We start from the raw sequence: 25,450 nt of genomic DNA, 5'->3' as shown, positions 1-25,450 counted from the left end.
GTGGGGTTGGCCGATCTTGTCAAAGCTCGGCCCGGGCCGCCGTCATGCGGCCTGCTCTAACGTGTGCGCCGCGACTCGACGGCTCTGCTCCGGCGGCCAGGCGCGCGGAACGGGGAACCTCCATGAGCATCACGACCACCGCCAGCCGGGTCGTGTCCCGGCGAGCCGCGGAGCGCCTCGACGTCCCGGCGCCCGGCCGGACCATGCTCCTGCCGCGCGGGGTGAACCGCGAGGCGTTCAGCCGCGGCGCGGAGCGCATCGCCCGTTTTCTCGGCACCGGGCGCTACCTCGCCATCCAGACCGTGCTGGTCGTGGTGTGGATCGGCCTGAACGTGGCCATCCCGCTGATGCGTTGGGACCCGTACCCGTTCATCCTGCTCAACCTGGCCTTCTCGACCCAGGCCGCGTACGCGGCGCCGTTGATCCTGCTGGCGCAGAACCGGCAGGACGACCGGGACCGGGCCACCGTCGCGGAGGACCGCGCCGCGGCGCTGCGGATCCGGGATGACGCCGAGTTCCTCGCCCGTGAGGTCGCGGCGCTGCGCCTGGCCCAGAGCGACGCGGCGACGCGGCAGTACCTGCGCGGCGAGCTCGCCCACCAGCTGGACTCGCTGCGTGACGACCTGCGGCTGATGGTGCTCGACGCCGTGCGTGACACCCAGGCCGCGGCGCAGGGCCCCGGCTCCGTGGTCCTGCCGGTGGCCGCGGGTGTCGGCGCACGGGCGGTGGCCGGCGGCGAGACCTCGACCGACGTCGACCCGGCCCCGAACGGGGTCGGCGGCCGGCGCGCGAGCCGGTCGGCGGCGACCCGCTCGACCGGAGGGCACCGGACCGGCGGCGAGCGACGCCGCGCGGCGTCGGGCCCGGCCGCCAGCACCGCGTCCGCGCTTCTTTCGCCCGACTGTCGTCGCAGCCCGGACCTTCTGGGCGACCAGTCCGGCTAGGCGGCGCCCCACCAGCGCCACCGGGCCAGAGGTCCTGACGGCCGAGTCCCTCCCGCCACCCGTGTCGCACCGTGTTGGCGTTACCACGTACGGTGACACCGTGAACGCTGCTGGCTCGACCCCTCACGTTTGGTGAGCCCGCCGATGGCCGCGGTGGGTGTGGCGGGACGGGTTCGGCTCGCCAGGGTCCTCGTCACCGTCGTCCTGGCGCTGCTCGCCCCGGTCGTTCTCCCGCTGGCGGGCGAACCGGCCGCGGCCGCGCCGGCCGGGCCGGCCAGCGCCGGCCCGCCGCGGGCCGAGTCACCCGCCGGACCTGTGCCACCCGCGGCGCTGGCGGTCGGCGCGGGCGCCACCAGCCTGCCCGGGCAGCTGACGTCGGCGGGCTGGCTGGTCGCCGACGCGGACACCGGCCAGATCCTGGCGGCCAAGGGTGCCGACACCCGCGACCTGCCCGCGAGCACCATGAAGATCCTCACCGCGCTCGTCGTCCTGCCGGGGCTGGCACCGGACCGGCGGGTGACGGTCGGCCGGGACGCCGTCACCGTCGACGGCACGAAGGTCGGGCTGGTCCCGGGCCAGAGCTACCTGGTGCGCGACCTCGCGACGGCGATGCTGATCGCCAGCGGGAACGACGCGACCGTCGCCCTCGTCGACGCCGTCGGCGGCCGGGACGCCGTGGTCGCGCGGATGAACGCGCTGGCGGCCTCGCTCGGGGCCACGGACACCCACGCGGTCGACCCGACCGGCCTGGACGCACCCGGGCAGCTGTCCTCCGTGCGTGATCTGGCGATCCTCGGCCGGGCCGCGATCGCGCAGCCCGTCATCAGCCGGTACCTGACCATCCCGCGGGCCGTCCTGCCCACCCCGAACGGCGGCTCCTTCGAGATCCAGAACCACAACCTGCTGCTGGGCAGGTATCCGGGCACCCTCGGGGTGAAGAACGGCTACACCGTGGCGGCCGACGCCACGTACGTCGGTGCCGCGCGCCGGGGCGGGCGGACGCTGGTCGTGGCGCTGCTGCGGGCCGCGCCCAACTACGCCGCGGACGCCCGGGCGCTGCTCGACTGGGGGTTCGCGAACGACGGCGTGGCGGCGCCGGTCGGCATGCTGCCCGCGCCGCCGCCCGCCCCCACGGTGGGGGACGAGGTACCGCCTACCGGCGCCGGGATCGGCGGGCTCGCCGGCGGTCCGGCCTCCGCGTCTGGCGCCGGCCGGCACCACGGCGGCTCCGGTCCCGGCTGGATCACCTGGCTCGCGCTCGGCGCCACGGTTCTCGCCGGTCTGTTGACGGCCGCCGGGCACCGGCGGAAGCGGGTGCGCGCGCGCCGCGACGCGCAACGTGCCCGGGCGCGGCATCTGGCGACGGCGCGGCCCCTCCCACCGCAGCGGCGCGGCACCGGCCCGCACCGCCGTCGGCGCCAGCGGGACCTCTCTGGATCCGGCCCCCGCGGGCGGTGACGCCGCTCACTCCGGGCCTGAGCGGCGCCGCCGCTGGCCCGGTGTGACGCGGGCGCCTTGGCCGTCCGGGTGGACCGGCTGCGATGGTGGAGGGGTGACTCTGTCGAAACGGGCCGCCTGGTTCCTGGTGCTGGTGGGCGTCTGGTCGTGGGTGATCTGGCCTACCTTCCTGCGCAACATCTGGAAGGACCCCCGCGCCTGGCACGACGGCCCGACCGGGTTCTTCCTGGTCCACCTGGTTCTGACCGTCGTCTCGCTGGCGATCGGCACCGCCGTCGCCTGGCTCGGCGCCCGTGGCCTGCTGCGCGCCCGAGCGGATGCTCGTGGCCCGGAATCGACCGGTGAGCCGGATCGCGACCTGGTCGACTCCACCCGCTAGCGAGCGCCCGGCCGGCCGCCGGGCCCGGTCGTGGACTGTCGCACGCGTGGGATAGACAGGGCGGCGACGGGCGATGGCGGCGGACGGCACGTGCGCGCACCGCTCCTCGGACACAGCTCCTTCGGACGAGTGCGGACGGGTGATGGCGGTGGACGCGAGCAGGCTGGCGCCGGAGGTGGCCGCCGCCACGGGTTCCGTCGAGGTGGCGGCCCTGGACACCCGCGAGCGGGCGCAGCAGCTGCTGCGGCAGCTGGCCGGGCCGCATGCCCGGCTGCGTGAGGATCAGTGGCAGGCGATCGACGCGCTGGTCAACCGACGGCGCCGGGTGCTGCTGGTGCAGCGGACGGGCTGGGGCAAGTCGGCCGTCTACTTCCTGGCGACCGCCCTGTTGCGCGAGCGCGGCGCCCTGCCGGCCGCCGCGACCGGCGCCGCCGGGGCGGCCGTGGCCACGGGTGCCTGGAACGACGAGCCGTGGCCGGTGGAGCCGCCGGACGACGAGGACGGCTACGCGGACTTTGGCCACGAGCCCGAGGACGACCGGTTCGAGCCGCCGGACTACGACGCGTCGTCCGTGCCGCAGGCGCCCGAGGACCTTGCCGCCGGCTGGGCCGAGCCCGGCGTGCCGCCGCCCGGCCGGCCCGGGTGGAACGCCGCGGCGCGCAACAAGGTCGGCCCGACCGTCATCGTCTCGCCCCTGCTCGCGCTGATCCGCAACCAGGCCCAGGCCGCGGCCCGGCTGGGCATCCGGGCCGGGGAGATCCACTCGGGCAACGTCACCGAGTGGGACGAGGTCTACGCGGCGCTGCGGTCCGGCGACCTGGACGTGCTCCTCGTCGGGCCGGAGCGGCTGAACAACCCCGCCTTCCGGGACGACTACCTGCCGGAGCTGGCCGCCTCGACCGGCCTGCTCGTGATCGACGAGGCGCACTGCATCTCCGACTGGGGCCATGACTTCCGGCCCGACTACCGCCGGCTGCGCACGCTGGTCGCCGGTCTCGGCCCGGATGTCCCGGTGCTCGCCACCACGGCGACCGCGAACAGCAGGGTCGTCGACGACGTCGCGGAGCAGCTCGGAGCCGGCGGCCACGACGGCGTCACCCTGGGCGCTGCCAGGGGCGCCGGCGGGAGCGCACTCGGCGACGGAACGGGGGAGGCGGCCGGGACGTTGGTGCTGCGCGGCGCCCTGGACCGGGAAAGCCTGCGCCTGGCCGTCGTCACGCTGCCGTCGGCCGAGGCGAGGTTCGGCTGGCTCGCCGAGCATCTCGACCGGCTGCCCGGGTCGGGCATCGTCTACACGCTCACCAAGCCGGCCGCCGAGGAGCTGACGGGCTTCCTGCGGGCGCAGGGACACACCGTCGCCGTGTACCACGGTGGCACCGAGCCGGCGGAGCGCATCGCCGCCGAGGAGGACCTGCTCGCGAACCGGGTGAAGGCGCTGGTCGCGACCTCGGCGCTCGGCATGGGCTTCGACAAGCCGGACCTGGGCTTCGTCGTCCACGTCGGCGCGCCCAGCTCGCCGATCAGCTACTACCAGCAGATCGGCCGCGCCGGCCGTGGCGTCGAACGGGCCGAGGTGGTGCTGCTCCCGGCCGCCGAGGACCGGGACATCTGGAAGTACTTCGCGGACACGTCCTTCCCGCCCGAGGCGATCGTCCGTGACGTCCTCGCCGCCTTGGCCGGCTCCGGGCGAGCCCTGTCGACGCAGGCCCTGCTGGCGGCGGTCAACGTCGGCTCGGGCCGGCTGGAGTCGATGCTCAAGGTGCTCGACGTCGACGGCGCGGTCCGCCGGGTCCGCGGCGGCTGGGAGTCGACCGGCCGGCCGTGGTACTACGACGCCGAGCGGTACGCGCGGCTCGCCGCGGCGCGGGCCGCCGAGCAGCAGGCGATGCTCGACTACCTGGCCACCGGTGACTGCCGGATGGAGTTCCTGCGCCGCCAGCTCGACGACCCGTACGCGGCCGCCTGTGGCCGCTGCGACCGGTGCACCGGACAGAGCTGGGACGCGGACGTCTCGGACGCGGCCCGGGAACGGGCCAGGACCGAGCTGCGCCGCCCCGGCGTCGTCCTGGAGCCGCGCAAGATGTGGCCGACCGGGATGAAGACCCTCGGGGTGAGCCTGTCTGGACGGATTCCGGCCGGCGCCGGGGCCGAGCCGGGCCGGGTGCTCGCCAGGCTCAACGACGTGGGCTGGGGGAACCGGCTACGCCCGATGCTCGCTCCGGGAGCCCCGGACCAGCCGATACCGGATGATCTGGTCCAGGCGATCGTCGAGACGCTGAAGGCGTGGGACTGGAAGCGGCGCCCGGCGGCGGTCGTGGCGCTGCCGTCGCGGTCCCGGCCGCGGCTGGTCGAGAGCGTCGCCGGCCGGATCGCCGCGATCGGCCGGCTGCCGCTGCTGGGCGCGCTCGACCGGGTCGCCGACGGGCCGTCCGCCGGCGCCTCGCACAACAGTGCCTACCGGCTCGCCGGCCTCGTCAGCGCGTTCACCGTCCCACCGGCGGTCGCCACCGGGATCGCGCGGGCCGACGGGCCGGTTCTGCTGGTCGACGACGTGGTCGCGACGGGCTGGACGATGACGGTCGCCGCGCGCCTGCTGCGTGAGGCCGGAGCCCCGGCCGTCCTCCCGTTCGCGCTGGCCGTCGAGACCGGCTGAGCCAAGCCCGGCCAAAGCGGAACAATGGGGTGATGGGTGTCGAGGTGCTGATCCGGCCGGCGGTGGACGACGACTGGGCCGGGCTCTGGCCGCTGTGGCACACGGTCATCGCGGCCGGCGAGACCTACCCGTACGACCCGGCCACGTCGAGCGACGCCGGGAAGGCGATGTGGCTCGCGCCGCCGCCGGCCTGGACCTGGGTCGCGCTCGATCCGGACGGCCGGATCGTCGGCACCTATCAGGTCAAGCCGAACCAGCTCACGCTCGGCGACCACGTCGCGAACGCCGGCTTCATGGTGGCGCCGGAGGCCAGGGGCCTGGGGGTCGGGCGCCAGCTCGGCCTGCACTGCCTGGCCGCCGCCAGGGACCTCGGCTACCGGGCGATGCAGTTCAACGCGGTGGTGACCACCAACGTCGCGTCACTCAACCTGTGGCGATCGCTCGGCTTCATCATCGTCGGGACGGTGCCGCGCGGGTTCCGGCACGCCGTCCACGGCGAGGTCGACATGCACATCATGCACCGGTTCCTCTGACCTCGAATGTCACGCTGGGTCACGAATTGCCGGGATCATCTCGGCCCGCCCCGGGTGGTTCGCGCGGCTCGGCCTTTCTGCGCGCTATAACTATGCCGCTTGAAGAGGGTCGTCCGTGGAGGGCTATATGCCTTTCTCGGAGACAAGGTCGCGACTATTTCTGGATGGCCTGCACCCAAGTGGTGCGCGTCACATTCTTTGGGTGGCGTTCATCATGTGCGGTTGACGCGATCACCGGGGCGGGGTCGGAGAATGGTCCCGACGTTGTCACCTTCTGGTCCGCGATTCGGTGCCGAGCGTACCCGACTGCCTGCTGTCGGCTAGCTGGATTCCTTTGTGTGGCAGCAAGTTCGTGACCAGCGTCGTCACGTCGGCCGTCTTGTGTATCGGCGTTGTGAACTCAATGCCGGAACCATGGACATCTGGCTGAAAGCCCCTAGCCTGGTTACACGGCTTCTTCTGACTGGCGAACAGCGAAGGCGGTGACGGGCCGGGATGGTGTGGGAAGAGGACGACCGCTGCACGGCGATGGTCATGGGCGGTGGTCGAGGGTATGTCGCGCACCGATGCAGCAAGAAGGCGTTGGCCGGCGACCCTCAGGGACTATGCCGCTCGCATCGGCTTGAGCGAGAAGGCAGCGCGGAGACCGACGTCGACGCCGAGCGCCGCTGGCGGGACCAGAAGGCGGCCGAGCGTCGGCTGTGGGAGCTGTGTCGCCACCTCGCCGACTTCTACAGCCTGCCAGCCGACCTCCAGTACGACGAGGCCGACTCGACCCACCCGCCGACCGGCCGCCTGATCGTCGACCCCGAGGACCTGCTGCGCGTGCTGCGCGCCACGGATCTGATGCCTCGCGCCAGCTGACCACCTGCCGCCAGGCCAGGCCCACCGGACGACCCGCGCACCCTGGAGCTGAGCACCACAGACCCTGAGCATCACAGACCCTGAGCACCAGACCTGGGCACCACAGACCTGAGCCCTCTAGGACAGCCCACGCAAGGGGCCTGTCCTAGAGGGCTCAGGTCTTTCTCCTGGCCCGACCTCACCGCGAGACCGGCCCGCGACGTCAGAGGCCCGGCGTCAGGTGTGGCAGGGCGTGAAGAAACAGGTCGGGCTCGCGCTGCCGGTAGGCGGCGCTGTCTTGGTGGGCGGAGGTGTCTTGGACGGCGGCGGCGTGGTCGCCGGCGGGGTCGTCGCGGGTGGTGGCGTCGGCGTCGAGGTGATCGCCGGCGGCGTCGTGACCTGCACCGGCGCCGACGTGCGTGACAGGGACGGATGGTGCGACGGCTCGGTCGCCGGCACCTCCGAGGTGGGGAACTCGATGGGCTGCAGGCCGCCCGGCGTCCCGGCCGAGGCGGTCGCCGCGGACGGCGAGCCGGTCACCGAGGTCGGCTGCTGGTTGTTCCCGCTGCCGCGGTGGGTCAGCAGCAGGCTGACCGCGACCGCCGCTCCCACGACGACCAGGGCGGCGAGCGCCGCGAACACCAACGGCCGCCGATCGGACTGCCGCCGGGCCGGCTGGCGCGGCCGCGGGAACGGGCCGCTGGAGACCGCCTCCAGCCCGGACAGCTCGTCGGAGCTGGTGCTGGAGATCTCGTCCTCGACGGCCCGCAGCGCGGCGGCCTTGGCGAACGGGGAGTCAGCGTCCCCGTCGGCGTCGGGGGCCGGGAAGCCGGAACCGTCGCTGACCTTCTCCAGGCCGTCGTCGACCGCTGTGGCGCCGTCGACGCCGGGGCCGTTGATCACGAAGAGGGGGACCGGCTCGCTGCCGCGGGCGATCGGCGTCAGCCGCTGCCGGACCTCGTCGGCGTCCGGCCGCTCTTCGGCCGGCTTGTCGAGAAGGTCACCGAGCAGGCTGCGCAGCGGCCCCGCGTTGCGGAAGGCCCGCCGGCGGCCCTCGACGACCGCGGAGAGCACGGCGTACGTCTCCGGGCCCTCGTAGGGCGGGGTTCCCTCCACGGCCGAGTACAGCGTCGCGGCCAGGCCCCACAGGTCGCTGGACGGTGTGCCGGACGAGCCGCGGATCCGCTCCGGCGCGATGTAGGCCGGCGAGCCGACGAGCGCCCCGGTGCCGGTGAGGGTCATGTCGCCCTCGGTCGCCGCGATGCCGAAGTCGGTCAGCCGGACCCGGCCGTCCCGTCCCAGCAGCACGTTGCCGGGCTTCACGTCCCGGTGCAGCACGCCCTTCTGATGGGCGGCCCCGAGCGCGTGGATGAGCTCCAGCCCGATCGCCGCGACCTGGTCGGGCGGCAGCGGGCCGTTGGTGCGGATGACGTCGCCGAGGCTCTCCGCGTCGACGAGCTCCATGATGATCCAGTGCCGCTCGGACTCCTCCACCACGTCGTGGACGGCGACGATGGAGGGGCTGTTCAGCCGCGCGAGCGCTCGCGCCTCTCGCAGCACCCGCGCGCGCAGCGCGTCCCGCTCGTTCTGGGCGCCCGCGAGCGGGACGAGTATCTCCTTGATCGCAACGCGACGCTGGAGGACCTCGTCCTCACCGCTCCAGACGACGCCGGCGCCGCCTCGACCGATCGGTGCGTCGAGGCGGTATCGTCCGGCGACGATGCTTGGGGTGCCGTTCCGGGAAGTCTCCGGCGGCACACTCGCCGATCTGGCCATCGAGTCAAGTCTGACAGATCGGGCGGCCGACGTGCGCGCTGGGCGCCCCGGTGGCCGTCACGGCGCCGGGCGGAAGGTCGCGAACAGCTGCCGCCTCAGTCCCTGGTCGCTGGCCCACTGCTTGTCCTCGGTCTGCCAGGAGAGCAGGTAGCCGTGGCCGCCCCGGTCGGCGCCGCGGGAGAGCACATGGACCTTGCCTCCGTCCTTGCTGTACGTGTACTCCCAGTCGGCTTCGGTGGATCCGTCGCCGGTGCCGACCGGCGCGAGCCGTAGCCGCTGGTAGTCCGTCAGCCCCATCGGCCCGCCCTGTGATGCGGTGTCGAAGTTCGTGAGCCAGTCCCGCAGGATCGAGGCCGGTGCCTGGCCCGCGCTTCCGACGCGCAAAACCGTACCAGTGGCCGGATTGGTGAAGTCGACCGTTCCGGTGCCGCCGACGCCCGCCGAGCGCTTCCAGCTCGACGGGTACGCGAGCGACCAGCCGGCCGCGTCGACGTAGGAAACCCAGCCGCGTGGCGGGGTCACGGTGGTCGTGGCGGCCGCCAGCGGGCCGTCCGGGACGGCGCTCGCGGGGGCGCTCGGGCCGAGGTCGGAGGTGGCCGCGGCGGGGGCACTCGCGGGCCGGTTGTCCTTGCCGTCGTCGGCGGACAGCCGGACCGCGACCAGTGCGAGCGCGAGCACCACGACGAGAACGGCCAGGACGATCACCGCGCGGCGTTCCGCCTGGGACCGGGGTGGGGTCTCCTCGCCGGGGCGCTTCGGGCGGGGTGGCCTGGGCGGGTCCTCCACCGGGCCGGACGCGTCTTCGCTGGCCGGGCCGTCGTCGGGCGGGCCGGCCGGCCTGCTGGACGTCCAGGCGGACCCCGAGGCCCAGTAGCGGGCGAGGTCGTCGAGCTCGCCAGCGTCGCCGCGCGGCTGGAGGACCTCGGTCGCGTCCGGCGTCGGCTGGTTGACTGACGGGCCACCCACCAAAGTGCTGGTTGGCTGAGCCTCGTCCGTGCGCGGGTCGCGCCCGTCCGTGACCGTCTCGTCGGCCAGGACGTCCTTCATGATCACCGTGGTCGGGACCCGGGCCTCGTCGGCTCCGCTGGTGGCCGGCGCGGCTTCCTGCTCGGCGCTCGGCACCTCGGCCGGCTGGAGGTCCGGGGACCCCTCGCTGACGGGTGCCTCGGCGAGCACCCGGGTCGGTCCGGCCAGCGCCGTGCCGCTGGCGGCCGCCGTACCGTCCGCCGCCGGCCCGGCCCCGGCCGCCGATGCCGTGACGGGCTCGGCGGCGGTCGGCTCGACCGGCAGTGGGGTGACCGGCGCGGCCGGGCTGGGCGCGGCCGGGCGAGGGGTCGCCGGTGTGGCCGCCCGGGCTGTCGCCGGCCGGGGGTTCGCCGGCCCTGGCGTCGACGGCGGTGCGGCCGGGGCGCGGCCGGGTGACGACGTCGCTGGCCGCCTGGGGGGCGGGCCGGTCGGGCGGGTCGTGGTCCTGGTCTGGCCGGCCACCGACGGGCGCCCCGGCGTCTCGCCGGCCAGGTCGCGCAGCCGGGTCCGCACGCTGGTGAGCGTCGGGCGGTCCAGCTCCCGCTGGGACAGCATCCCGTCCAGGAGGGGGCCGAGCCTGCCCGCGTGCCGAGGCGGGCGGATCAGGCCCTCGACCACGGAGGTCAGGATGTCCAGCGGGGTCGCGCCACCGAACGGCGGCTCGCCCTCGACGGCCGCGTACAGCGTGGCGCCGAGCCCCCAGACGTCGCACTCCGGTCCGCCCGGCTCGCCGTGCGCGCGCTCCGGGGCCAGGTAGGCGGGCGAGCCGACGACCTCGCCCGTCCTGGTCAGCCGTGGGTCGCCGTTGCTCACGGCGATCCCGAAGTCGGTGAGCCTGGCCTGCCCGTCCTGGGTGAGCAGGACGTTGCTGGGCTTGACGTCGCGGTGCACGACGCCGAGGCGGTGTGCCGCGTCCAGCGCGTAGGCCAGTGAGATCCCGATCTGGGCGACCTCCTCGACCGGCAGGCCGCCCTCGCGCTCGACCCTGGCCGACAGGGGCTCGCCCTCGACGAGCTCCATCACGATCCACGGCAGCTCGCCGTCGTCGATGACGTCCAGCACGCCGACGGCGCCCGGGTGGTGGATCCGGCCGGCGGACCGCGCCTCGCGCAGCACCCGCTCCCGGGCGTCCGCGTTCGCGGCCGGGCTGCCGGTCGGCATCCGCACTTCCTTGACCGCGACGGTCCGCCGCATGATCTGGTCCGTGGCGCGGTGCACCACGCCCATGCCGCCCACGCCGATGACCCCGTCGAGCCGGTAGCGCCGGCCGACGACCGTTCCGGGGGCGTGCCCCGAGGAGCCCGCTGGCAGGCCAGATCCCATTGCTGACCGGCCTTCGCCTGCCATCTCGTGGTACCTCTCTCGTTCGTCCCCCGGCCAACGCGCGAGCGGGCCGGTCCTGCGTGCCCACTCGGTCGAGCCTGATCACCCGGCGTCCGGTGAGGTTGTGCTCCCCGGCCGCGGCCGTACGCCGTCCTGATTGTCCGACTGTCGCGCACCGGGCGCGTCGGCGGATCGGCCGCTCGGATTGTCGGTCCCGTGCCCTAGCCTCGAACCGACGGCGACGGGGGGATGGGGAGGTGGCGATGGCATCGCTGACGTTGGACCAGATCCGGCTCGCGCCGAAGGTGCTTCTTCATGATCACCTGGACGGCGGGCTGCGTCCGGCGACGGTGGTGGAGCTGGCCGACGAGTGCGGCTACACGGCATTGCCGACGACCGACGTCACCAAGCTCGGCGGCTGGTTCCGCGGCGGCGCACACAGCGGTTCCCTCGTGCGCTACCTGGAGACGTTCAGCCACACCGTCGCGGTGATGCAGACGCCCGAGGCGCTGGCCCGGGTCGCTCGCGAGTGCGCCGAGGACCTGGCGGCCGACGGCATCGTCTACGCCGAGATCCGGTTCGCCCCCGAGCTGCACACCGAGAACGGGCTGTCGCTGGACGCGATCGTCGAGGCGGTGCTCGACGGGCTGCGCGCGGGCTCCGAGGGCACCGGCCTGCACGCCCGGGTGCTGTGCACCGCGATGCGCCACCAGGCCCGCTCGCTGGAGATCGCGGAGCTCGCGGTCCGCTGGCGTGACCAGGGGGTCGTCGGCTTCGACATCGCCGGTGCCGAGGCGGGCAACCCGCCCACCCGTCATCTTGACGCCTTCCAGTACCTGCAGCGCGCCAACGGCCACTTCACGATCCATGCCGGCGAGGCGTTCGGCCTGCCGTCGATCTGGGAGGCCGTGCAGTGGTGCAATGCGGACCGCCTCGGTCACGGGGTCCGCATCGTCGATGACATCTCCGTCGACGTGGAGGGCCAGGCGTCGCTGGGCCCGCTGGCGAACTACGTCCGCGACACCCGGGTCCCGCTGGAGATGTGCCCGTCGTCGAACGTCCACACCGGCGCGGCCCGCAGCATCGCGACGCACCCGATCGGCCTGCTGCGCGACCTGCGCTTCCGCGTCACGGTGAACACCGACAACCGGCTGATGAGCGATGTCACCCTCTCCAGCGAGTTCGCGACGCTCGTGGAGACGTTCGGCTACGGCTGGTCGGACATCCGCTGGTTCACGCTCAACGCGATGAAGTCGGCGTTCCTCCCGTTCGACCAGCGCCTCGACCTGATCGACGACGTCATCAAGCCCGGTTTCGACGCGCTGGCCGCGAGCGCGCCCGGTGCCTGACCGGCGCCCCGGTACCCGCGACTGGCTAGCGAAAAGGTGACGCGATGACGGAGACGCTGCCGACGCCGGCGGTCGCCGACGGACGGGCGACGGGCTCGGGTGGGCCGCTTGGACCCGGCGGGCCGGTGGCCGGGCCGGACGGTCTGATGCGCTGCCCGTGGGGGGTGTCGACGCCCGACTACCTCGCCTACCACGACGAGGAGTGGGGGCGGCCGGTCCGGGACACCGTCGGGCTGTTCGAACGGCTCAGCCTGGAGGCGTTCCAGTCGGGCCTGTCGTGGCTGACGATCCTGCGTAAGCGCGAGGGGTTCCGGCGGGCGTTCGCGGGCTTCGACCCGGCCACGGTCGCCGCGTTCGGCCCCGCCGACGCCGAGCGGCTGCTCACCGACGCCTCGATCGTCCGCAACCGTCGCAAGATCGAGGCCACGATCGTCAACGCCCGCGCGATCCTGGCGCTCGACGAGCCACTGGAGGACGTGGTCTGGTCCTTCCAGCCGGACCTGGCCGCCCGCCCCGCGCCCCGCGCAATGTCCGACCTCACCCCGACGACGCCGGAGTCCGTCGCCCTGTCGAAGGCGCTGCGCAAGCGTGGCCTCGTCTTCATCGGCCCGACCACGGCGTACGCGATGATGCAGGCCTGCGGGCTCGTCAACGACCACCTGGCCGACTGCGTCGCCCGGGAGGCGGTGGCGGGCCCGTCAGCCGGCTGAGGCGGAGCCGAAGCCCGCGTCGCGGGCTCGAGCGACCGCCTCCGCGCGGCTCCCGGCGCCCAGTTTCGCGAGGATCGTGGAGACCCGGTTGCGGACCGTCTTCTCGGAGAGGTACAGCCGAGCGGCGAGCTGCCCGTTGGCCAGTCCGTCCGCGAGCAGCTCCAGCATGCGCACCTCCGCCTCGGTCAACTGGGGGAACACGCCCGGCGACAGCCCGCCGACGGCGTGGCGTACCTTGTCCGCGATCCCGGGGCCGATGACGAGCTCGCCTCGGGTGACTGCCTCCAGCGCCCGTGCCACGTCCTTCTTCGAGGACTCCTTGAGCAGGTAGCCCCGCGCGCCCGCCTGTAGGGCCGCCTGCAGGGAGGCGGTGTCCTCGCTCATCGTCAGCACCAGGATGGCGGTCTGGGGCGCCACCTCGCCGATGCGCGCGGTCGCCTCGATGCCGCTCAGGCCCGGCATGCGCAGGTCCATGAACACCACGTCTGGGGCGTGGCGCAGCGTCGCGGCCAGGGCCGCGTTGCCGTCCGCGGCCTCGGCCACGACCGTCGCGCCCAGCTCGACCAGCAGGCCGCGCAACCCGTCGCGGAACAGCTCGTGGTCATCGGCGATCACGATGCGCAGGGGGTTCACGGCGTGCTCCCTTCCTCCAGTGGCAGCCGAGCCCGTACCAGCGTGCCGCCGCCGGCGGCGCCGTCGCTCGAACTGAGAACCTCCAGCCGTCCGCCGACCTCGCTGGCTCGTTCGCGGATGCTGCGCAGGCCTATCCCCGCGACGGCGTCGCCGGCCAGGCCGGCGCCGTCGTCCGCCACCTCCACCACCAGCCAGGGCGGTTCGGCGCGAACCCGCACCACGCAGGTGTCGCACCGCGAGTGGCGGACCGCGTTCGTCACCGCCTCGGCGACGATCCGGAACGCCGCCACCTCGGTCGCGGCCGGCAGCCCGAGCTCGGCCAGGTCGCCTGGTGCGTCCAGCGTCACGGTGGGCGCGAAGGGCGCGATGACCTGCGCCAGCGCGACGGACAGCCCGCCCTCGTCAAGAGCCGGCGGCCGCAGGTCCTCCACGATGTGACGGATATCACGGACTGTCGCCCGCAGGCGGTCCCGCACCAGGGCGGCGCGCTCCGCGGCCGGGTCCGATCGTTCTGCCAGGCCGTCCGCGATGCTGTCGAGCTGCATGGCCATCGCGGCCAGCTGGGGCCCGACGCCGTCGTGCAGGTCGCGGCGCAGCCGGCGTCGTTCCTCCTCCCGCGCGGCGACGACGCGCTCCCTGCTGCGCCGCAGGTCGTGCTGGGTCGCCGCTGCGTCCAGCAGATCCCCGGCCCGCCTGGCGATGTCGGTGAACATCGCCCGTTCCGCCACGGTGAACTGGTCGGCTCGGTGGCGCCGGCCCACCAGGAGCGTGCCGGCGACACTTCCCGCGCGGGTCGGTGCGGGCAGTCGCTCCAGCCAGCCGACAGGCCGGCCCGACTCGATGGTCGTGAGCCGATCGTCCGCGCTCTCGACGGCCACGTAGGGCACCTTGAGCGCCTCTCGTACTCCGTCGGCGAGCTGCGAAAGGGCGTCCATCGGCCCGGTCGCGAGATCGAGCCGGCCGTGCAGGACCGCGAGGACCGCGTAGGGGTCACGGGCCACGCCGAACAGCACCCGGTCGACGAGCCGCTGCACCTGGTCGCGGGCCGCCGCGGCGACCAGCGCCGCCACGGCGAGCACCCCGTAGGCCACCCGCCGCCCGGGGGCCAGCGCACCCGCTCCGGCCACGGCGCAGGCGTAGGCGAGCAGCAGGAACGCGGTGAGCAGCCCGTAGACGAGCGTGCGGCTGAGCGCCGTCCCGATGTCGAACAGCCGGTGGCGGACCGCGCCGACCCCGATCGCGGCCACCAGCAGCACCATCCCGACGCCCATGCCGGCCGCCAGATCGTGCGGGCCCTGCAGGATCAGGCCGATCAGGCTCGCCCCGACGAGGCTGGCGACCCCGAGGACGAGCCACTGCAGTTTGGCCCGCTCCACGCCGCGCGACCGCCGCAGCCTGGTCAGCACCGCGGCGAGCCCGAGCAGCCCGCCGCCGAAGACGACGGCCTCCGAGGTGGCCAGGGTGACGTACCGCAGCCAGGGCGCCGATCGCAGGCCGTACGGATTCAGCAGTTCGCTCGACACGTCGAGCGATGTCGGGCAGATCATCCGGGCGACCAGGTGACAGCCGATCACCACCGCCGTGGCGGTGAAGGGCACGCGCCAGCGCCCGGAGGGCAACCGGCCGTCCGGGAACGTCGAGGGCACCAGGCCCCAGAGGGCCAGGTACGGCACGTATCCCCAGACCGCGAACCAGGTGGCGGCCTCCTGCCCCGGCAACCCGCTCTTCCCGGGCAGCAGCGCGACGGCGGCGTACTGCGTGGCCAGCAGGTACGGGCCGGTCAGGGCGGTCGTGAGAAGCAGCCAGCCGACCAGGTTGCGCGGCTGGTAGAGCAGCACCAGCGCCGCGACCGGCGGGAACGCGGCGGCGAGGACCAGGTCCGCCGGATCGAGCGTGACCGGCTGGTCGGTCCGCGCCGTGACGTAGCGGTGCAGGAGAACCGCGCCGACCGCACAGCCGATCGACAGCGCCGCCAGGCCGACGACGACGACCGAGGCCAGGACGACCCCACCCGTGGTCGTGGCCGGCGCGGCGGCCGGCGCCGCGCCGGGCCCGACGCCCGGTGTCGAGGGAACTGCCCGCATGCGTTCAGGATCGCGCCCGGCCCGACGGGTGTCGCGTGGGTGTCGCCGACTCGGGGCGGCTGTCCCTCGTATGCGGGACGGCGGGCGGCCGACCGTGGTCCCACACGCCGGCGACATCCTGCCGCCGGCCGAGGGAGGGACAGAAGAGATGGCAACGATGACAACCGCGCCGGTCGGCCACGAGACCGTCGCCGGGACGCCGGCCCGGTCGCGATGGACCTGGCTGGGCGTCGGCGCCGGAGTGCTCGGCATCGTCGCGACGATGTTCACGAGCCCGAACGTGGGCACCGACCACGTCGGCCCCGGGGCGCTCGCGAAGCTCTCCCGAGGACAGCTCCAGCTTGGCGGCGCGCTGGGCTACCTCGCGGTGGCGGTCCTGCTGGTGCTGGCCGCGTCCTGGCGGTCGCGGGCGGTTCCCACCGGGCGAGGCGCCGTGGCGGCTCGGGTCGTGGCCGACGGTCTCACGGCGTCCGCCGCGGCGCTGAGCCTGGGCTATGGCTGGAAGCTGGCGCTCGCCCTGTACCTGCCCGGAGGCCTGAACGAGAACGGGTTCGGCACGGAGGGCCAGTTCTTCTACCTCATGCTCAACGACTTCGGCCCGTTCATCGGCTACCTGGGGGTTGTCGTCGCCGCGGGCGCGGTCGCCTGGCTCAGCCTGCGTGACCACCTCGTGTCGCGGTGGCTGGGCCTGGTCAGCCTGATCCCGCCGGTCGCGGTGGCGTTCATGTCCTGCGGCCTGTCCATCGCCGGCTTCCCCGGCATGGTGGGGCCGATCTGGCTGATCGTCGCGTTCGCTGGCCTCAGCCTCGGGAAGCACCGCATTCTGCACACCGACGTGGACGCCTAGCGGCTGACCCAGCCGGTGCCAGATCTCCCGCGCCGCCTCCGCCGATTCCGGGTGGGGGCGGCGCCGCTCTGCTGGTCGGCACCGCCCGTCAGCTGGACGGTGCGTCCTTCGGCATCTCGGCGAGGACGTCGGCCGTGCCGGACAGGCCGAGCCGGGTGGCACCGGCCTGGATGAAGGCCAGGGCCTGCGCCGCGGTCTTGATACCGCCGGAGGCCTTGATGCCGAGGCGCCCACCGACGGCGGAGTGCATCGCCCGCACCGCACGAAGGCTCGCACCACCGCCGGGGTGGAAGCCCGTCGACGTCTTGACGAACTCCGCCCCACCGGCGAGCGCCGCCCGGCAGGCCGAGCGGATCGTCGCGTCCTGCAGGATCGTCGTCTCCAGGATGACCTTGAGAACGGCGTCGGACGGCATCGCGAGCCGCACCTCGTGGATCTCGGTCTCGATCGCGACCCAGTTCTCGTCCACCGCGTTCGCGATGTCGATCACCATGTCGATCTCGGTCGCCCCGTCGGCCACGGCACGCCTGGTCTCCTCGACCTTCACGGCCGTCAGATGGTTGCCGTGCGGGAAGCCGACCACCGACGCGACCGCGTACGCCGGCTTCGACGCGGGCCGGTCGGTGGACCCGGCCGAGATGCGGCCGTTCGTCTCGTTGCGGGCGCTGGCCGCGGCCAGGAAGACGTGCGTCGGCGCCACACAGACGGCGGCCACGCCGAGCTTCGCCGCCTCCGCGCAGACCTTGAGCACGTCGTCGGACGTCGCGTCCGGGCGCAGCAGTGTGTGGTCGATCATCGCGGCCAGGCCGGCCCTGGTGGTCGGCACCGGCGGTAGCGGCGGGTACAGCAGCGCGGGCGGGAACTCCCGCGCACCGGGGGTGTCCGCCGCGTTGCCCGGGTGACGTGGTTCGTTGCCGCTGGCGGGCTGGTCGGGTCCGTCGGCTGCCGTCGTCATGCCCCCATCTTTCCGCGTGGTTCGGCCCGGGACGAGGCCCCTGTGCATTGACGTCCCTGGACGCGGTGGTACACGTGCTTCGGGCCCGCGGCGCACGCGGCCCGGCTGCCGTGTGGCCAGCGCGGCACATCCATCAGGGAGCGGGTCTCGTGCAGGTAGATGTCCTCGACCATCCGCTCGCCGCGGTCGCCCTCACCATCCTGCGCGATGAGAGCACTTCCCGGCCGACCTTCCGGGCGGCCCTCCACGACCTCGCGATGATGCTGGTCTACGAGGCCGCCCGCACCCTGCCGACCACGCCGGTGACGGTGCGTACCCCGCTCGCCGAGACCACAGGCGCGCGGCTCGCCGTGGAGCCGGTCGTCGTCCCTGTGCTGCGCGCCGGCCTGGGCATGCTGCCGGCCGCGCACGCCTTCGTCCCGGACGCCGTGAGCGCCTTCATCGGCCTCGCCCGCGACGAGGAGACCTTCCAGCCGACCGTCTACCTGGAGTCCGTCCCCGCCGACCTCACCGGTCGCCCGGTGCTGCTGCTCGACCCGATGCTCGCCACCGGAGGCTCCGCGCTGCACGCGCTGCGCCTGCTCGCCAACCGTGGCGCGCGCGGCATCGTCGTCGTCTCGGTCGTCTCGGCACCGGAGGGAATCGCCGCCCTGGAGGCCAGTGGCCTCGACCTGCGCCTCGTCACCGCCGCCGTCGACGACGGCCTCAACGACACCGCCTACATCGTCCCCGGCCTCGGCGACGCGGGCGACCGCCTCTTCGGCGCCGTCTAGGGCAGCGGCCAGAGACGGCGCTCCGCGCCTCTGCAGACCTCCCATATCGGCTTCGCCGATCCGGCAGGGACCCCGGCTCTGCCTGGTCAGGCGCCGGGGCGCCTTCCCGAACGTGGTTCGTGGCCGGCGCCGATGTGCGGGTAGGTGCCTGTCCAGGGTCACCAGCCGGGTTGAGTCTCGTCTGGACACGTGGGGTCTCGTGCCGTCACAGGGACCTGGCCCAGGCTGTGAGCCGGTCGACGCGGGCTGCCGCCGCTGCCCGGGCCGCGGTGAGGCTGGTGCCGACTGGCTCTACCGCCTCCAGGTAGATCTTGAGTTTGGGCTCGGTGCCGCTGGGGCGGACGACGGTCCGGGCGCCGGCGGCCAGGGTGAAGATCAGGACGTCGGAGGGCGGCAGGCCGGTGTCGGTGGGGTGCAGCAGGTCCCGGATGGACTCGACGCGCAGGCCGCCGATGGTCGTGGGCGGCGCGGCCCGCAGGCGGCTGGTCAGGGCGGTGCTCGCGGCCAGGTCCGGGACCCGGAGCGAGACCTGGGCCGTCACAGTGACGCCGAGCTCGCGGGACAGGTCGTCCAGGCGGTCCAGCAGGGTGCGGCCACGGGCTGCCTCGGCGGCGGCCAGCCGGGCGACGGCGACGGCCGCGGTGACGCCGTCCTTGTCGCGGACCAGATCGGGACGGACCGCGTAGCCGAGGGCCTCCTCGTAGCCGAAGGCCAGGTCCTCGGCGGCCCGCATGATCCACTTGAAGCCGGTGAGGGTCTCGGAGAAGGGAGCTCCCCGGCGGGCCGCGAGCACGCCCAGGGCCGTGGCGCTGACCACCGTCGTCGCGACCGGCCCGGGGGAGGTCCGCAGCACCTCGTCGGCGAGCAGCAGGCCCAGCTCGTCCCCGGTCAGCACCCGCGCGCCGCCCGGCTCGGCGGTGCCCGCCCGCGTCGGGCCGGGGCCGACGGCGACCGCGAGCCGGTCCGCGTCCGGGTCGTGCGCGAGCACCAGGTCCGCGCCGATCTCGCCGGCCAGGCCGAGGACGAGGTCCATGGCGCCGGGCTCCTCGGGGTTCGGGAACGGTGCCGTCGGGAAGTCCGGGTCGGGCTCGGCCTGCGCGGCGACGACGACCGGCTCCGGCAGCCCGGCTGCCGCGAACACCCGTCGCAGCACGTCCAGCCCGACCCCATGCAGCGGTGTGTAGGCGATCCGAAGGGCCGGCCCGGGGGTCGGCGTCGTACCCGCCGGGGTGCCGGCCGCGGCGGCGACGTACGCGGCCACGGTCTCGTCGCCGAGCTGGCTCCACGTGTCCGCCAGCGGGATCGCGGAAGCGGGTGCGGCGGCGGCGATGGCGGCCTCGATCTGCTCGTCGGCGGGAGCGACGAGTTGCGCGCCGCGGCCGGGAGCGCCGACCGGGCCGCCGAGGTAGACCTTGTAACCGTTGTCGGTCGCCGGATTGTGGCTGGCCGTCACCATCACGCCCGCGTCGGCGGCGAGGTGCCGGACGGCGAACGCCAGCACGGGCGTCGGCACCGGTCCGGGCAGGACCAGCGCGCGCAGGCCGGCGCCCGCGAACACCCGGGCGCTGTCGCGGGCGAAGGCCTCGCTGCGGTGCCGTGCGTCGAACCCGACGACCACCGTCTTCGGCCCGGCCCCCGTGGCGGCCAGCCAGGTGGCGAGTCCGGCGGCGGCGCGGCGCACGACGGCGGTGTTCATCCCGTTCGGGCCGGCCCGCAGGGGGCCGCGCAGTCCGGCGGTCCCGAACGTCAGTGGCCCGGCGAACCGGTCCGCGAGCTCGGTTCGCGCGGCCGCCGCGGTCCTCCCGCCGTCGGCCACCGCCGCGAGCAGGTCCTCGATCTCGGCCCGGTCCGCGGCGTCGGGGTCGTGCGCGAGCCAGGCCAGGACCCTCTCGTCAGCCGACGCCTGGCCCGTGTCGTTTTCCCTCACGTCCGCTCCCGCCGCCGGTGGACTGGTGGACTAGAGGCGGGAGACGACCTCGGCCAGCAGGGTGCCCATCCGGGTGGCGGCGGCCTCTCCGGCGGCCAGGACCTCGAGGTGGTCCAGCGGCTCGCCGGTCATGCCCGCGGCCAGGTTGGTGACCAGGGAGATCGCCAGCACCGCGGCCCCGGCGTTGCGGGCGGCGATGGTCTCGTGCACGGTCGACATGCCGACCAGGTCAGCGCCCAGCAGCCGCAGCATCCGGATCTCGGCCGGGGTCTCGAAATGCGGTCCCGGCAGCGCCGCGTAGACGCCCTCGGCCAGGGTCGGGTCGACCTCGCGGGCCAACGTCCGCAGCTTCGGCGCGTAGGCGTCGGTGAGGTCGGTGAAGGCCGGCCCGACGAGCGGCGACCGGCCGGTCAGGTTCAGGTGATCGCTGACCAGCACCGGCTGGCCGACGGACATGTCCGCCCGCAGCCCCCCGGCGGCATTGGTGAGCACGACCGTCTCGACGCCCGCCGCGCACGCTGTCCGCACCCCGTGCACGACCTGGGCCAGGTCGTGGCCTTCGTACGCGTGCACCCGGCCCAGGAAGAGCAGCAGCCGCCGGCCGCCCACCTCGACCGACCGGACCGAGGGCACGTGGCCAGGCACGGTCGTCTCCGGGAACCCGCCCAGCTCGGCGAAGGGCACCTCGGCGAGCAGCTTCCCGCGGGTGGCCAGGGTCTGCGCGGCCGGCTTCCAGCCCGATCCGAGCACCACCGCGACGTCGTGCCGGTCGACCCCGGTCGCGGCGGCGAGGCGGGCGGCGGACGCCACGGCGTCCGGTTTGTCTGCGAGCTGGGTCACGGGCCGACTGTAGCGAGAAGGGTTACCGGTGACGACGCCGACGCGGCCGGCGTCACGCTCGGCCCCGGCGCGGGCGGGGCCGGAGGGTAGCCGTCCAGGTGGGGTCGGCGCCTGGCGGCGCTGGTGGAGCACACTGGCGGCGTGGCCATCCCGCGCCGTACCCGCCTGCCCGAGGTGCCGCTGGAGTCCGGTGAGTTCACCGAGGTGGTGCTGCGCGGCCGGCTCACCGACCCGGCCGGCGGCGGCCGGCTCACCGCCAAGGCCGAGCGGTTCATCGGCTATCGGCTGGGCCTGTCCCGCTGGATCGTGCTGACCAGCCGCCGGCTGCTCGTCCTGGCGCCTTTCCCCCGGGAGGGGGACTGGTTCGACGTCAGCTGGGACCGCCGCGAGGTGACCGCCTCCCAGGGCGTGAAGCACGGCGATGTCATCCGCGTCCAGCTCGCCACCCCCAGCGGCCCCCAGGTCCTGCGCGTCTCGGCCCGCATCCGCCCCGAGGTAAGCCGCTTCATCAAGGCCCTGCGCCGCTAGCTCTCCGTCGCGGATCTCGGCCGTCACCAAGATCGCCGTTTTAGCCCTGGAGTGGTCGTGAGAACTCCCCGAGAGCGACCACCAGAGGGCTGAAGTGGCGATCTTGTTGGTGATGGGTGGCGTGCGGCCGTCGAGCGGGTCGCGAAGGCGGGCCGTCGCCGGTCGGCCGCGCCTGGGTGTGACGGAGCGAAGGTCCGACGCCCGGTAGGGTGACGGGCTAGGTAGGTGGACCGTTGTCCACTCCTAGAGCGAGCGACCGCTAGAGCGAGAGATCGCGAAAGCGCCAGGCCGCGCGCCGAGCTGACGTCCCGCAAGCACGCCGTCCCGGCGGATGTGCGGGACGACGCCCGCCGCCGCGTGGTTCTCGGGCGGCGACGGCCGTGTTCGGGTGGCGGCAGTGGTCGCGTTCGCGCGGAGCCATCGGCTGCGGCGTTCGATCAGAACGAGCGCGGCGTTCGGGCAGATCAAACGGTTGGGACGGGACGGCAGGGCGATGGTGACGGCAGACGGGCACAGCGCGCCGGCGGCGGTTCAGGTGCGGCAGACCGCGATGCGGTCGCACCGGTGTGGCGATCCGCGGCTCGCCGACGCCGGGGAGACCGTGACGGTGTGCGGCTGGGTGGCGCACCGGCGCCAGCACGGCCAGTCGCTGCAGTTCATCGACCTGCGGGACTACTCCGGCGTCATCCAGTGCGTGGTCGACGGGACGGTCGACGTCCGCTCGGAGTACGTCCTGAAGATCACCGGCCTGGTGACCGAGCGGCCGGAAGGCACCGTCAACGAGGCTCTCGCGACCGGTCAGGTCGAGCTGCGGGACTGCAAGGTCGAGGTGCTGTCGGTCGCCAAGCCGCCGCCCTTCCCGCTTGACGACCGCGCGGACAACGTGGACGAGTCGACTCGGCTGACCTTCCGTTACCTGGACCTGCGGCGCGAGCGGATGCAGCGCAACCTGCGGATCCGTTCCACGGTGCTCGCCGCCATCCGCACCGCGCTGAGCCCGCTCGGGTTCGTCGAGGTCGAGACGCCGCTGCTGATGCCGTCGACGCCGGAGGGTGCGCGGGAGTTCATCGTGCCGTCCCGGCAGTTCCCCGGCAGCTTCTACGCGCTGCCGCAGTCGCCGCAGTTGTTCAAGCAGCTGCTGATGGTCGGCGGCGCGGACCGGTATTTCCAGTTCGCCCGCTGCCTGCGGGACGAGGACCTGCGTGCCGACCGGCAGTACGAGTTCACCCAGCTCGACCTGGAGATGAGCTTCGTCGACCAGCAGGACGTACTGGATGTGATCACCTCCGCCGTGCTGGCCGCGACCGAGGCGATCACCGGCGGCCCGGTGCCCCCGGTCGAGACGATGACCTGGCAGCACGCGATGGACCGGTACGGCGTCGACAAGCCGGACCTGCGGTTCGGCATGGAGCTGGTCGAGCTGACCGAGGTCTTCGCCGGCAGCGGCTTCAAGGCCTTCGCCGGTGTCGGGGCCGTCAAGGGCATCCGGGTGCCCGGTGGCTCGGCGTCGCACAACCGCAAGGCACTGGACACGCTGACCGACACGGCCAAGAAGCTCGGCGCGAAGGGCCTGGTCTGGATGCGGGTCGGGGCCGCGGGCGCCCTTGAGTCGCCGGTGGCCAAGTTCCTCTCCGAGGCCGAGCTGGCCGGCATCGTCGAGAAGACCGAGGCGCGGGAGGGTGACCTGCTGCTGCTGGTCGCCGACGAGTGGACGACCGCCTGCGAGGTGCTCGGCCAGCTGCGCAACTCGCTGGGTCGCCCGCCGGCGGGCGAGGGCGGCTTCCGCTTCGTCTGGGTGGTCGACTTCCCGCAGTTCGTCGGCATCGACAAGGAGACGGGCCGCCCGAAGCCGGGCCATCACCCGTTCACCCGGCCGCACCCGGACGACCTGGACAAGCTGGAGACCGAGCCGCTGCAGGTCCGTAGCCGGGCCTATGACCTGGTGCTCAACGGCTGGGAGCTCGGCTCCGGCTCGATCCGGATTCACGAGCCGGAGCTGCAGCAGCGGATCTTCGACCTGATCGGGATCAGCCGGGAGGAGGCGGACCGCCGGTTCGGCTTCTTCCTCACCCCGTTCGGCTACGGCGCCCCGCCGCACGGTGGCTTCGCGTTCGGGATCGACCGGCTGGTGGCGAGCCTGGCCGGCGAGGAGAACATCCGCGAGGTCATCGCGTTCCCGAAGACCCAGTCGGGCCTGGACCCGCTGACCGGCGCGCCGACCCGCGTCGACGAGCGGCAGCTCAAGGAGCTTGGCGTCCGCGTCGTCGCAGCGGTGCCTCCGGCCTGACCGACAGCTTCGTCGGGCGCTCGTCGTCGTCGGCCGCCCCGGTGGCGGCCTCGCAGGCCTCGTCCGGCGAGGCGGGCCCGGATCCCGTCGGCGTGGACTGCGTCCGGATGTCCGCCAGACTGGCGGCCAACGCCGTCCACACCGCCGACAGGCTGCTGGCGACGGCGTCGTCCCCGCGCAGCGACGACTCGGTCGCCGGTGCACCGCCGCCGTCGCCTTCCGTGGCGGCGGTGCCGCCCTCGGCCGTCGGTTCTGGGGCTGACGCGGCGCCGCGGTCGCGCAGCGCGCCGAAGGCCAGCCGGGCCAGGTCGAGCAGCCGTTGGTCGGTGGCCTCCAGGACGACGGCCGAGCCGGTCAGGCGTAGCGACATTCCGCGCCGCCCGGTCACCTCCGGCAGCTCGTCCGAGGTGTCGGTCAGGTCGGCGTGCGCCAGGGCATCGCGGGCGGCCGCGAGGTCGAGGCCGAGGCCTGTCAGTGTCCTGGCCGCCGCGCTGTCGGGGTCACTGAGCAGGGCCAGCACCAGGTGATGCGAACCGATCGGGTCGTGGCCGGCGAGGCCGGTCGCGCCCGAGAGGGCGGCGTCGGCCGCCGCCGTACGCCGCGGTTCGTCGTCCTCCAGGCCGAGATCGCCGCCGTCGCCATCGGCGGCGTGGCGACGGCGTAGGCGCCGCGGAATGCCGGCAGCCTGGTCCGCGCCGGCGGCGGAGATGAGCCCGAGTACCCGTGCGCGCAGCTCGTGGCTGTCCACCTTCCATTCGGCCAGCAGGGTCGCGGCCAGGCCCTCGTCAAGGGCCAGCAGCCCGAGCAGGACGTGTTCCGTCCCGATGTAGTTGTGCCGCAGGCCGAGCGCCTCCCGAAGCGCCTTCTCCAGGACCTTCTTGGCCCGGGGGGTGAACGGGATGTGGCCCTTGAGCGGTTTCTTGCCCCTGCCGACGGCCGCGACGACGCGGGACCGCGTCATCTCCAGCGACAGGTTGACCTCCGCGAGGGCCTGCGCCGCGATGCCGTCCGTCTCGGCGAGCAGCCCGAGCAGGAGGTGTTCGGTGCCGATGTAGTTGTGATCGAGTTCGCGGGCTTCCTCCTGGGCGAGGACGACGACGTGGCGGGCTTGGCTGGTGAATCGCTCGAACATGCGTCAACCGTCGCCCTGCTTGGTACCCCGGTCAATACCATGCTAATAGTAGGGTCGACCGAGGAGGTGCCTTGAGCTGGGACGATCGTCTGGACCAATGGGACGTCGAGCTGGAACTCGCTTCCCGACTGGAGGACTCCGACTGGGTGACCCTTCAGGAGGCGTCCTCGCGCACGGGGGTATCCCGGGCGGCGCTGCGGACCTGGTACCGCGCGGATCTCATCCCGTCCCGCCTGGTCGACGGCCCGCACGGCCCGCAGCGCCTGGTACCGCTGGCGATGGTCGCGGCGCGGGCCGAGGAGTCCCCGCGGCTGCGCCGGAGCGGGGAGCGCCGGATGGGCGCGGAGGCACAGGTGGAGCTGCTCCAGCACCGGATCGCCGAGCTGGAGGCCCGGGTGGCCGCGCTGGAACGGCGCGAGGCCACGGGCAGGTAGGCCCTGAGAGACCTGG

The 25,450-nt window shown here is 73.9% G+C and carries 21 protein-coding genes; 13 read left to right on the top strand and 8 right to left on the bottom strand.

Features of this window, described 5'->3' with window-relative positions:
* Window positions 1-122 precede the first annotated feature (122 nt).
* The 6 genes from FRAEUI1C_RS30550 to FRAEUI1C_RS30525 all read left to right on the top strand — a co-directional run bounded on the left by FRAEUI1C_RS30550 (window position 123) and on the right by FRAEUI1C_RS30525 (window position 6,831).
* A complete protein-coding gene (locus FRAEUI1C_RS30550) occupies window positions 123-944 on the top strand; it encodes a DUF1003 domain-containing protein (protein WP_013427249.1) in 822 nt (273 codons plus the stop codon).
* A 144-nt stretch (window positions 945-1,088) separates the two neighbouring features.
* A complete protein-coding gene (locus tag FRAEUI1C_RS30545; RefSeq protein ID WP_013427248.1) occupies window positions 1,089-2,402 on the top strand; it encodes a D-alanyl-D-alanine carboxypeptidase family protein in 1,314 nt (437 codons plus the stop codon).
* A 94-nt stretch (window positions 2,403-2,496) separates the two neighbouring features.
* Window positions 2,497-2,781 carry an SCO4848 family membrane protein gene (locus FRAEUI1C_RS30540; RefSeq protein WP_013427247.1) on the top strand — a complete coding sequence of 95 codons (285 nt, stop codon included), beginning with the start codon at window positions 2,497-2,499 and terminating at the stop codon, window positions 2,779-2,781.
* A gap of 142 nt (window positions 2,782-2,923) precedes the next feature.
* Window positions 2,924-5,434, top strand: a complete 2,511-nt coding sequence (locus FRAEUI1C_RS30535) for a RecQ family ATP-dependent DNA helicase (RefSeq protein WP_083819656.1) — start codon at window positions 2,924-2,926, stop codon at window positions 5,432-5,434.
* Window positions 5,435-5,466: 32 nt separating this feature from the next.
* A complete protein-coding gene (locus FRAEUI1C_RS30530; protein ID WP_013427245.1) occupies window positions 5,467-5,967 on the top strand; it encodes a GNAT family N-acetyltransferase in 501 nt (166 codons plus the stop codon).
* Window positions 5,968-6,462: 495 nt separating this feature from the next.
* Window positions 6,463-6,831: a hypothetical protein gene (locus FRAEUI1C_RS30525; RefSeq protein WP_013427244.1), complete on the top strand. Its 369-nt coding sequence runs from the start codon at window positions 6,463-6,465 to the stop codon at window positions 6,829-6,831.
* 216 nt (window positions 6,832-7,047) lie between these two features.
* Here the strand turns inward: FRAEUI1C_RS30525 and FRAEUI1C_RS30520 are convergent, their stop codons facing one another.
* Both FRAEUI1C_RS30520 and FRAEUI1C_RS30515 read right to left on the bottom strand, forming a co-directional pair.
* Entirely contained in the window at window positions 7,048-8,586 is a 1,539-nt protein-coding gene (locus tag FRAEUI1C_RS30520) for a serine/threonine-protein kinase (protein WP_013427243.1), read from the bottom strand.
* Window positions 8,587-8,643: 57 nt separating this feature from the next.
* Window positions 8,644-10,935, bottom strand: coding sequence for a serine/threonine-protein kinase (locus FRAEUI1C_RS30515; protein WP_049807035.1), 2,292 nt, complete (start codon window positions 10,933-10,935; stop codon window positions 8,644-8,646).
* Between the two features lie 263 nt (window positions 10,936-11,198).
* On the opposite strand from FRAEUI1C_RS30515, the gene FRAEUI1C_RS30510 reads away from it, so the two are divergent.
* A complete protein-coding gene (locus FRAEUI1C_RS30510) occupies window positions 11,199-12,284 on the top strand; it encodes an adenosine deaminase (RefSeq protein WP_013427241.1) in 1,086 nt (361 codons plus the stop codon).
* 44 nt (window positions 12,285-12,328) lie between these two features.
* Window positions 12,329-12,994: a DNA-3-methyladenine glycosylase I gene (locus FRAEUI1C_RS30505; protein WP_013427240.1), complete on the top strand. Its 666-nt coding sequence runs from the start codon at window positions 12,329-12,331 to the stop codon at window positions 12,992-12,994.
* Here the strand turns inward: FRAEUI1C_RS30505 and FRAEUI1C_RS30500 are convergent.
* Entirely contained in the window at window positions 12,983-13,627 is a 645-nt protein-coding gene (locus FRAEUI1C_RS30500) for a response regulator (RefSeq protein WP_013427239.1), read from the bottom strand. The genes FRAEUI1C_RS30505 and FRAEUI1C_RS30500 overlap by 12 nt on opposite strands.
* Complete coding sequence (locus FRAEUI1C_RS30495) at window positions 13,624-15,711, bottom strand: sensor histidine kinase (protein WP_013427238.1); 2,088 nt, start codon at window positions 15,709-15,711, stop codon at window positions 13,624-13,626. Before FRAEUI1C_RS30495 ends, FRAEUI1C_RS30500 begins: the two co-directional genes overlap by 4 nt.
* 148 nt (window positions 15,712-15,859) lie before the next feature.
* Between FRAEUI1C_RS30495 and FRAEUI1C_RS30490 the strand changes: the two genes are divergently transcribed.
* Window positions 15,860-16,558, top strand: a complete 699-nt coding sequence (locus FRAEUI1C_RS30490) for a hypothetical protein (RefSeq protein WP_013427237.1) — start codon at window positions 15,860-15,862, stop codon at window positions 16,556-16,558.
* Window positions 16,559-16,646: 88 nt separating this feature from the next.
* Here the strand turns inward: FRAEUI1C_RS30490 and deoC are convergent, their stop codons facing one another.
* Window positions 16,647-17,513 (bottom strand): deoxyribose-phosphate aldolase, encoded by an 867-nt coding sequence (gene deoC, locus FRAEUI1C_RS30485; protein ID WP_041259759.1) that lies wholly within the window; start codon window positions 17,511-17,513, stop codon window positions 16,647-16,649.
* Window positions 17,514-17,662: 149 nt separating this feature from the next.
* On the opposite strand from deoC, the gene upp reads away from it, so the two are divergent.
* Window positions 17,663-18,286 (top strand): uracil phosphoribosyltransferase, encoded by a 624-nt coding sequence (gene upp, locus FRAEUI1C_RS30480; RefSeq protein ID WP_013427235.1) that lies wholly within the window; start codon window positions 17,663-17,665, stop codon window positions 18,284-18,286.
* Between the two features lie 205 nt (window positions 18,287-18,491).
* Here the strand turns inward: upp and FRAEUI1C_RS30475 are convergent, their stop codons facing one another.
* Window positions 18,492-20,213, bottom strand: a complete 1,722-nt coding sequence (locus FRAEUI1C_RS30475; RefSeq protein ID WP_013427234.1) for a phospho-sugar mutase — start codon at window positions 20,211-20,213, stop codon at window positions 18,492-18,494.
* 30 nt (window positions 20,214-20,243) lie between these two features.
* Window positions 20,244-21,053 carry a purine-nucleoside phosphorylase gene (locus FRAEUI1C_RS30470; protein WP_013427233.1) on the bottom strand — a complete coding sequence of 270 codons (810 nt, stop codon included), beginning with the start codon at window positions 21,051-21,053 and terminating at the stop codon, window positions 20,244-20,246.
* 141 nt (window positions 21,054-21,194) lie between these two features.
* On the opposite strand from FRAEUI1C_RS30470, the gene FRAEUI1C_RS30465 reads away from it, so the two are divergent.
* Both FRAEUI1C_RS30465 and aspS read left to right on the top strand, forming a co-directional pair.
* Complete coding sequence (locus tag FRAEUI1C_RS30465) at window positions 21,195-21,581, top strand: hypothetical protein (RefSeq protein ID WP_157735098.1); 387 nt, start codon at window positions 21,195-21,197, stop codon at window positions 21,579-21,581.
* Window positions 21,582-22,074: 493 nt separating this feature from the next.
* Entirely contained in the window at window positions 22,075-23,868 is a 1,794-nt protein-coding gene (gene aspS, locus FRAEUI1C_RS30460; RefSeq protein WP_013427231.1) for an aspartate--tRNA ligase, read from the top strand.
* Here aspS and FRAEUI1C_RS30455 read toward each other — a convergent pair.
* Window positions 23,822-25,000, bottom strand: coding sequence for a Clp protease N-terminal domain-containing protein (locus FRAEUI1C_RS30455; protein WP_013427230.1), 1,179 nt, complete (start codon window positions 24,998-25,000; stop codon window positions 23,822-23,824). The genes aspS and FRAEUI1C_RS30455 overlap by 47 nt on opposite strands.
* Window positions 25,001-25,071: 71 nt before the next feature.
* Here FRAEUI1C_RS30455 and FRAEUI1C_RS30450 point away from each other — a divergent pair, with 71 nt between their 5' ends.
* Entirely contained in the window at window positions 25,072-25,434 is a 363-nt protein-coding gene (locus tag FRAEUI1C_RS30450; protein ID WP_013427229.1) for a hypothetical protein, read from the top strand.
* Window positions 25,435-25,450: the final 16 nt, after the last annotated feature.

It is taken from the genome of Pseudofrankia inefficax (genome assembly GCF_000166135.1).
Lineage (GTDB): Bacteria > Actinomycetota > Actinomycetes > Frankiales > Frankiaceae > Pseudofrankia > Pseudofrankia inefficax.
The sequence above is the reverse complement of the archived record's forward strand: the minus strand, read 5'-3'. Positions and strand labels throughout refer to the sequence as shown.

What these genes read in the sequence shown, in the direction of transcription:
- FRAEUI1C_RS30550 (WP_013427249.1), top strand. Translation starts at nt 123, where the DNA reads ATGAGCATCACGACCACCGCCAGCCGGGTCGTGTCCCGGCGAGCCGCG.
- FRAEUI1C_RS30545 (WP_013427248.1), top strand. Translation starts at nt 1,089, where the DNA reads ATGGCCGCGGTGGGTGTGGCGGGACGGGTTCGGCTCGCCAGGGTCCTC.
- FRAEUI1C_RS30535 (WP_083819656.1), top strand. Translation starts at nt 2,924, where the DNA reads ATGGCGGTGGACGCGAGCAGGCTGGCGCCGGAGGTGGCCGCCGCCACG.
- FRAEUI1C_RS30530 (WP_013427245.1), top strand. Translation starts at nt 5,467, where the DNA reads ATGGGTGTCGAGGTGCTGATCCGGCCGGCGGTGGACGACGACTGGGCC.
- FRAEUI1C_RS30525 (WP_013427244.1), top strand. Translation starts at nt 6,463, where the DNA reads ATGGTGTGGGAAGAGGACGACCGCTGCACGGCGATGGTCATGGGCGGT.
- FRAEUI1C_RS30520 (WP_013427243.1), bottom strand. Translation starts at nt 8,586, where the DNA reads ATGGCCAGATCGGCGAGTGTGCCGCCGGAGACTTCCCGGAACGGCACC.
- FRAEUI1C_RS30515 (WP_049807035.1), bottom strand. Translation starts at nt 10,935, where the DNA reads ATGGGATCTGGCCTGCCAGCGGGCTCCTCGGGGCACGCCCCCGGAACG.
- FRAEUI1C_RS30510 (WP_013427241.1), top strand. Translation starts at nt 11,199, where the DNA reads ATGGCATCGCTGACGTTGGACCAGATCCGGCTCGCGCCGAAGGTGCTT.
- FRAEUI1C_RS30505 (WP_013427240.1), top strand. Translation starts at nt 12,329, where the DNA reads ATGACGGAGACGCTGCCGACGCCGGCGGTCGCCGACGGACGGGCGACG.
- FRAEUI1C_RS30495 (WP_013427238.1), bottom strand. Translation starts at nt 15,711, where the DNA reads ATGCGGGCAGTTCCCTCGACACCGGGCGTCGGGCCCGGCGCGGCGCCG.
- FRAEUI1C_RS30490 (WP_013427237.1), top strand. Translation starts at nt 15,860, where the DNA reads ATGGCAACGATGACAACCGCGCCGGTCGGCCACGAGACCGTCGCCGGG.
- deoC (WP_041259759.1), bottom strand. Translation starts at nt 17,513, where the DNA reads ATGACGACGGCAGCCGACGGACCCGACCAGCCCGCCAGCGGCAACGAA.
- aspS (WP_013427231.1), top strand. Translation starts at nt 22,075, where the DNA reads ATGGTGACGGCAGACGGGCACAGCGCGCCGGCGGCGGTTCAGGTGCGG.
- FRAEUI1C_RS30455 (WP_013427230.1), bottom strand. Translation starts at nt 25,000, where the DNA reads ATGTTCGAGCGATTCACCAGCCAAGCCCGCCACGTCGTCGTCCTCGCC.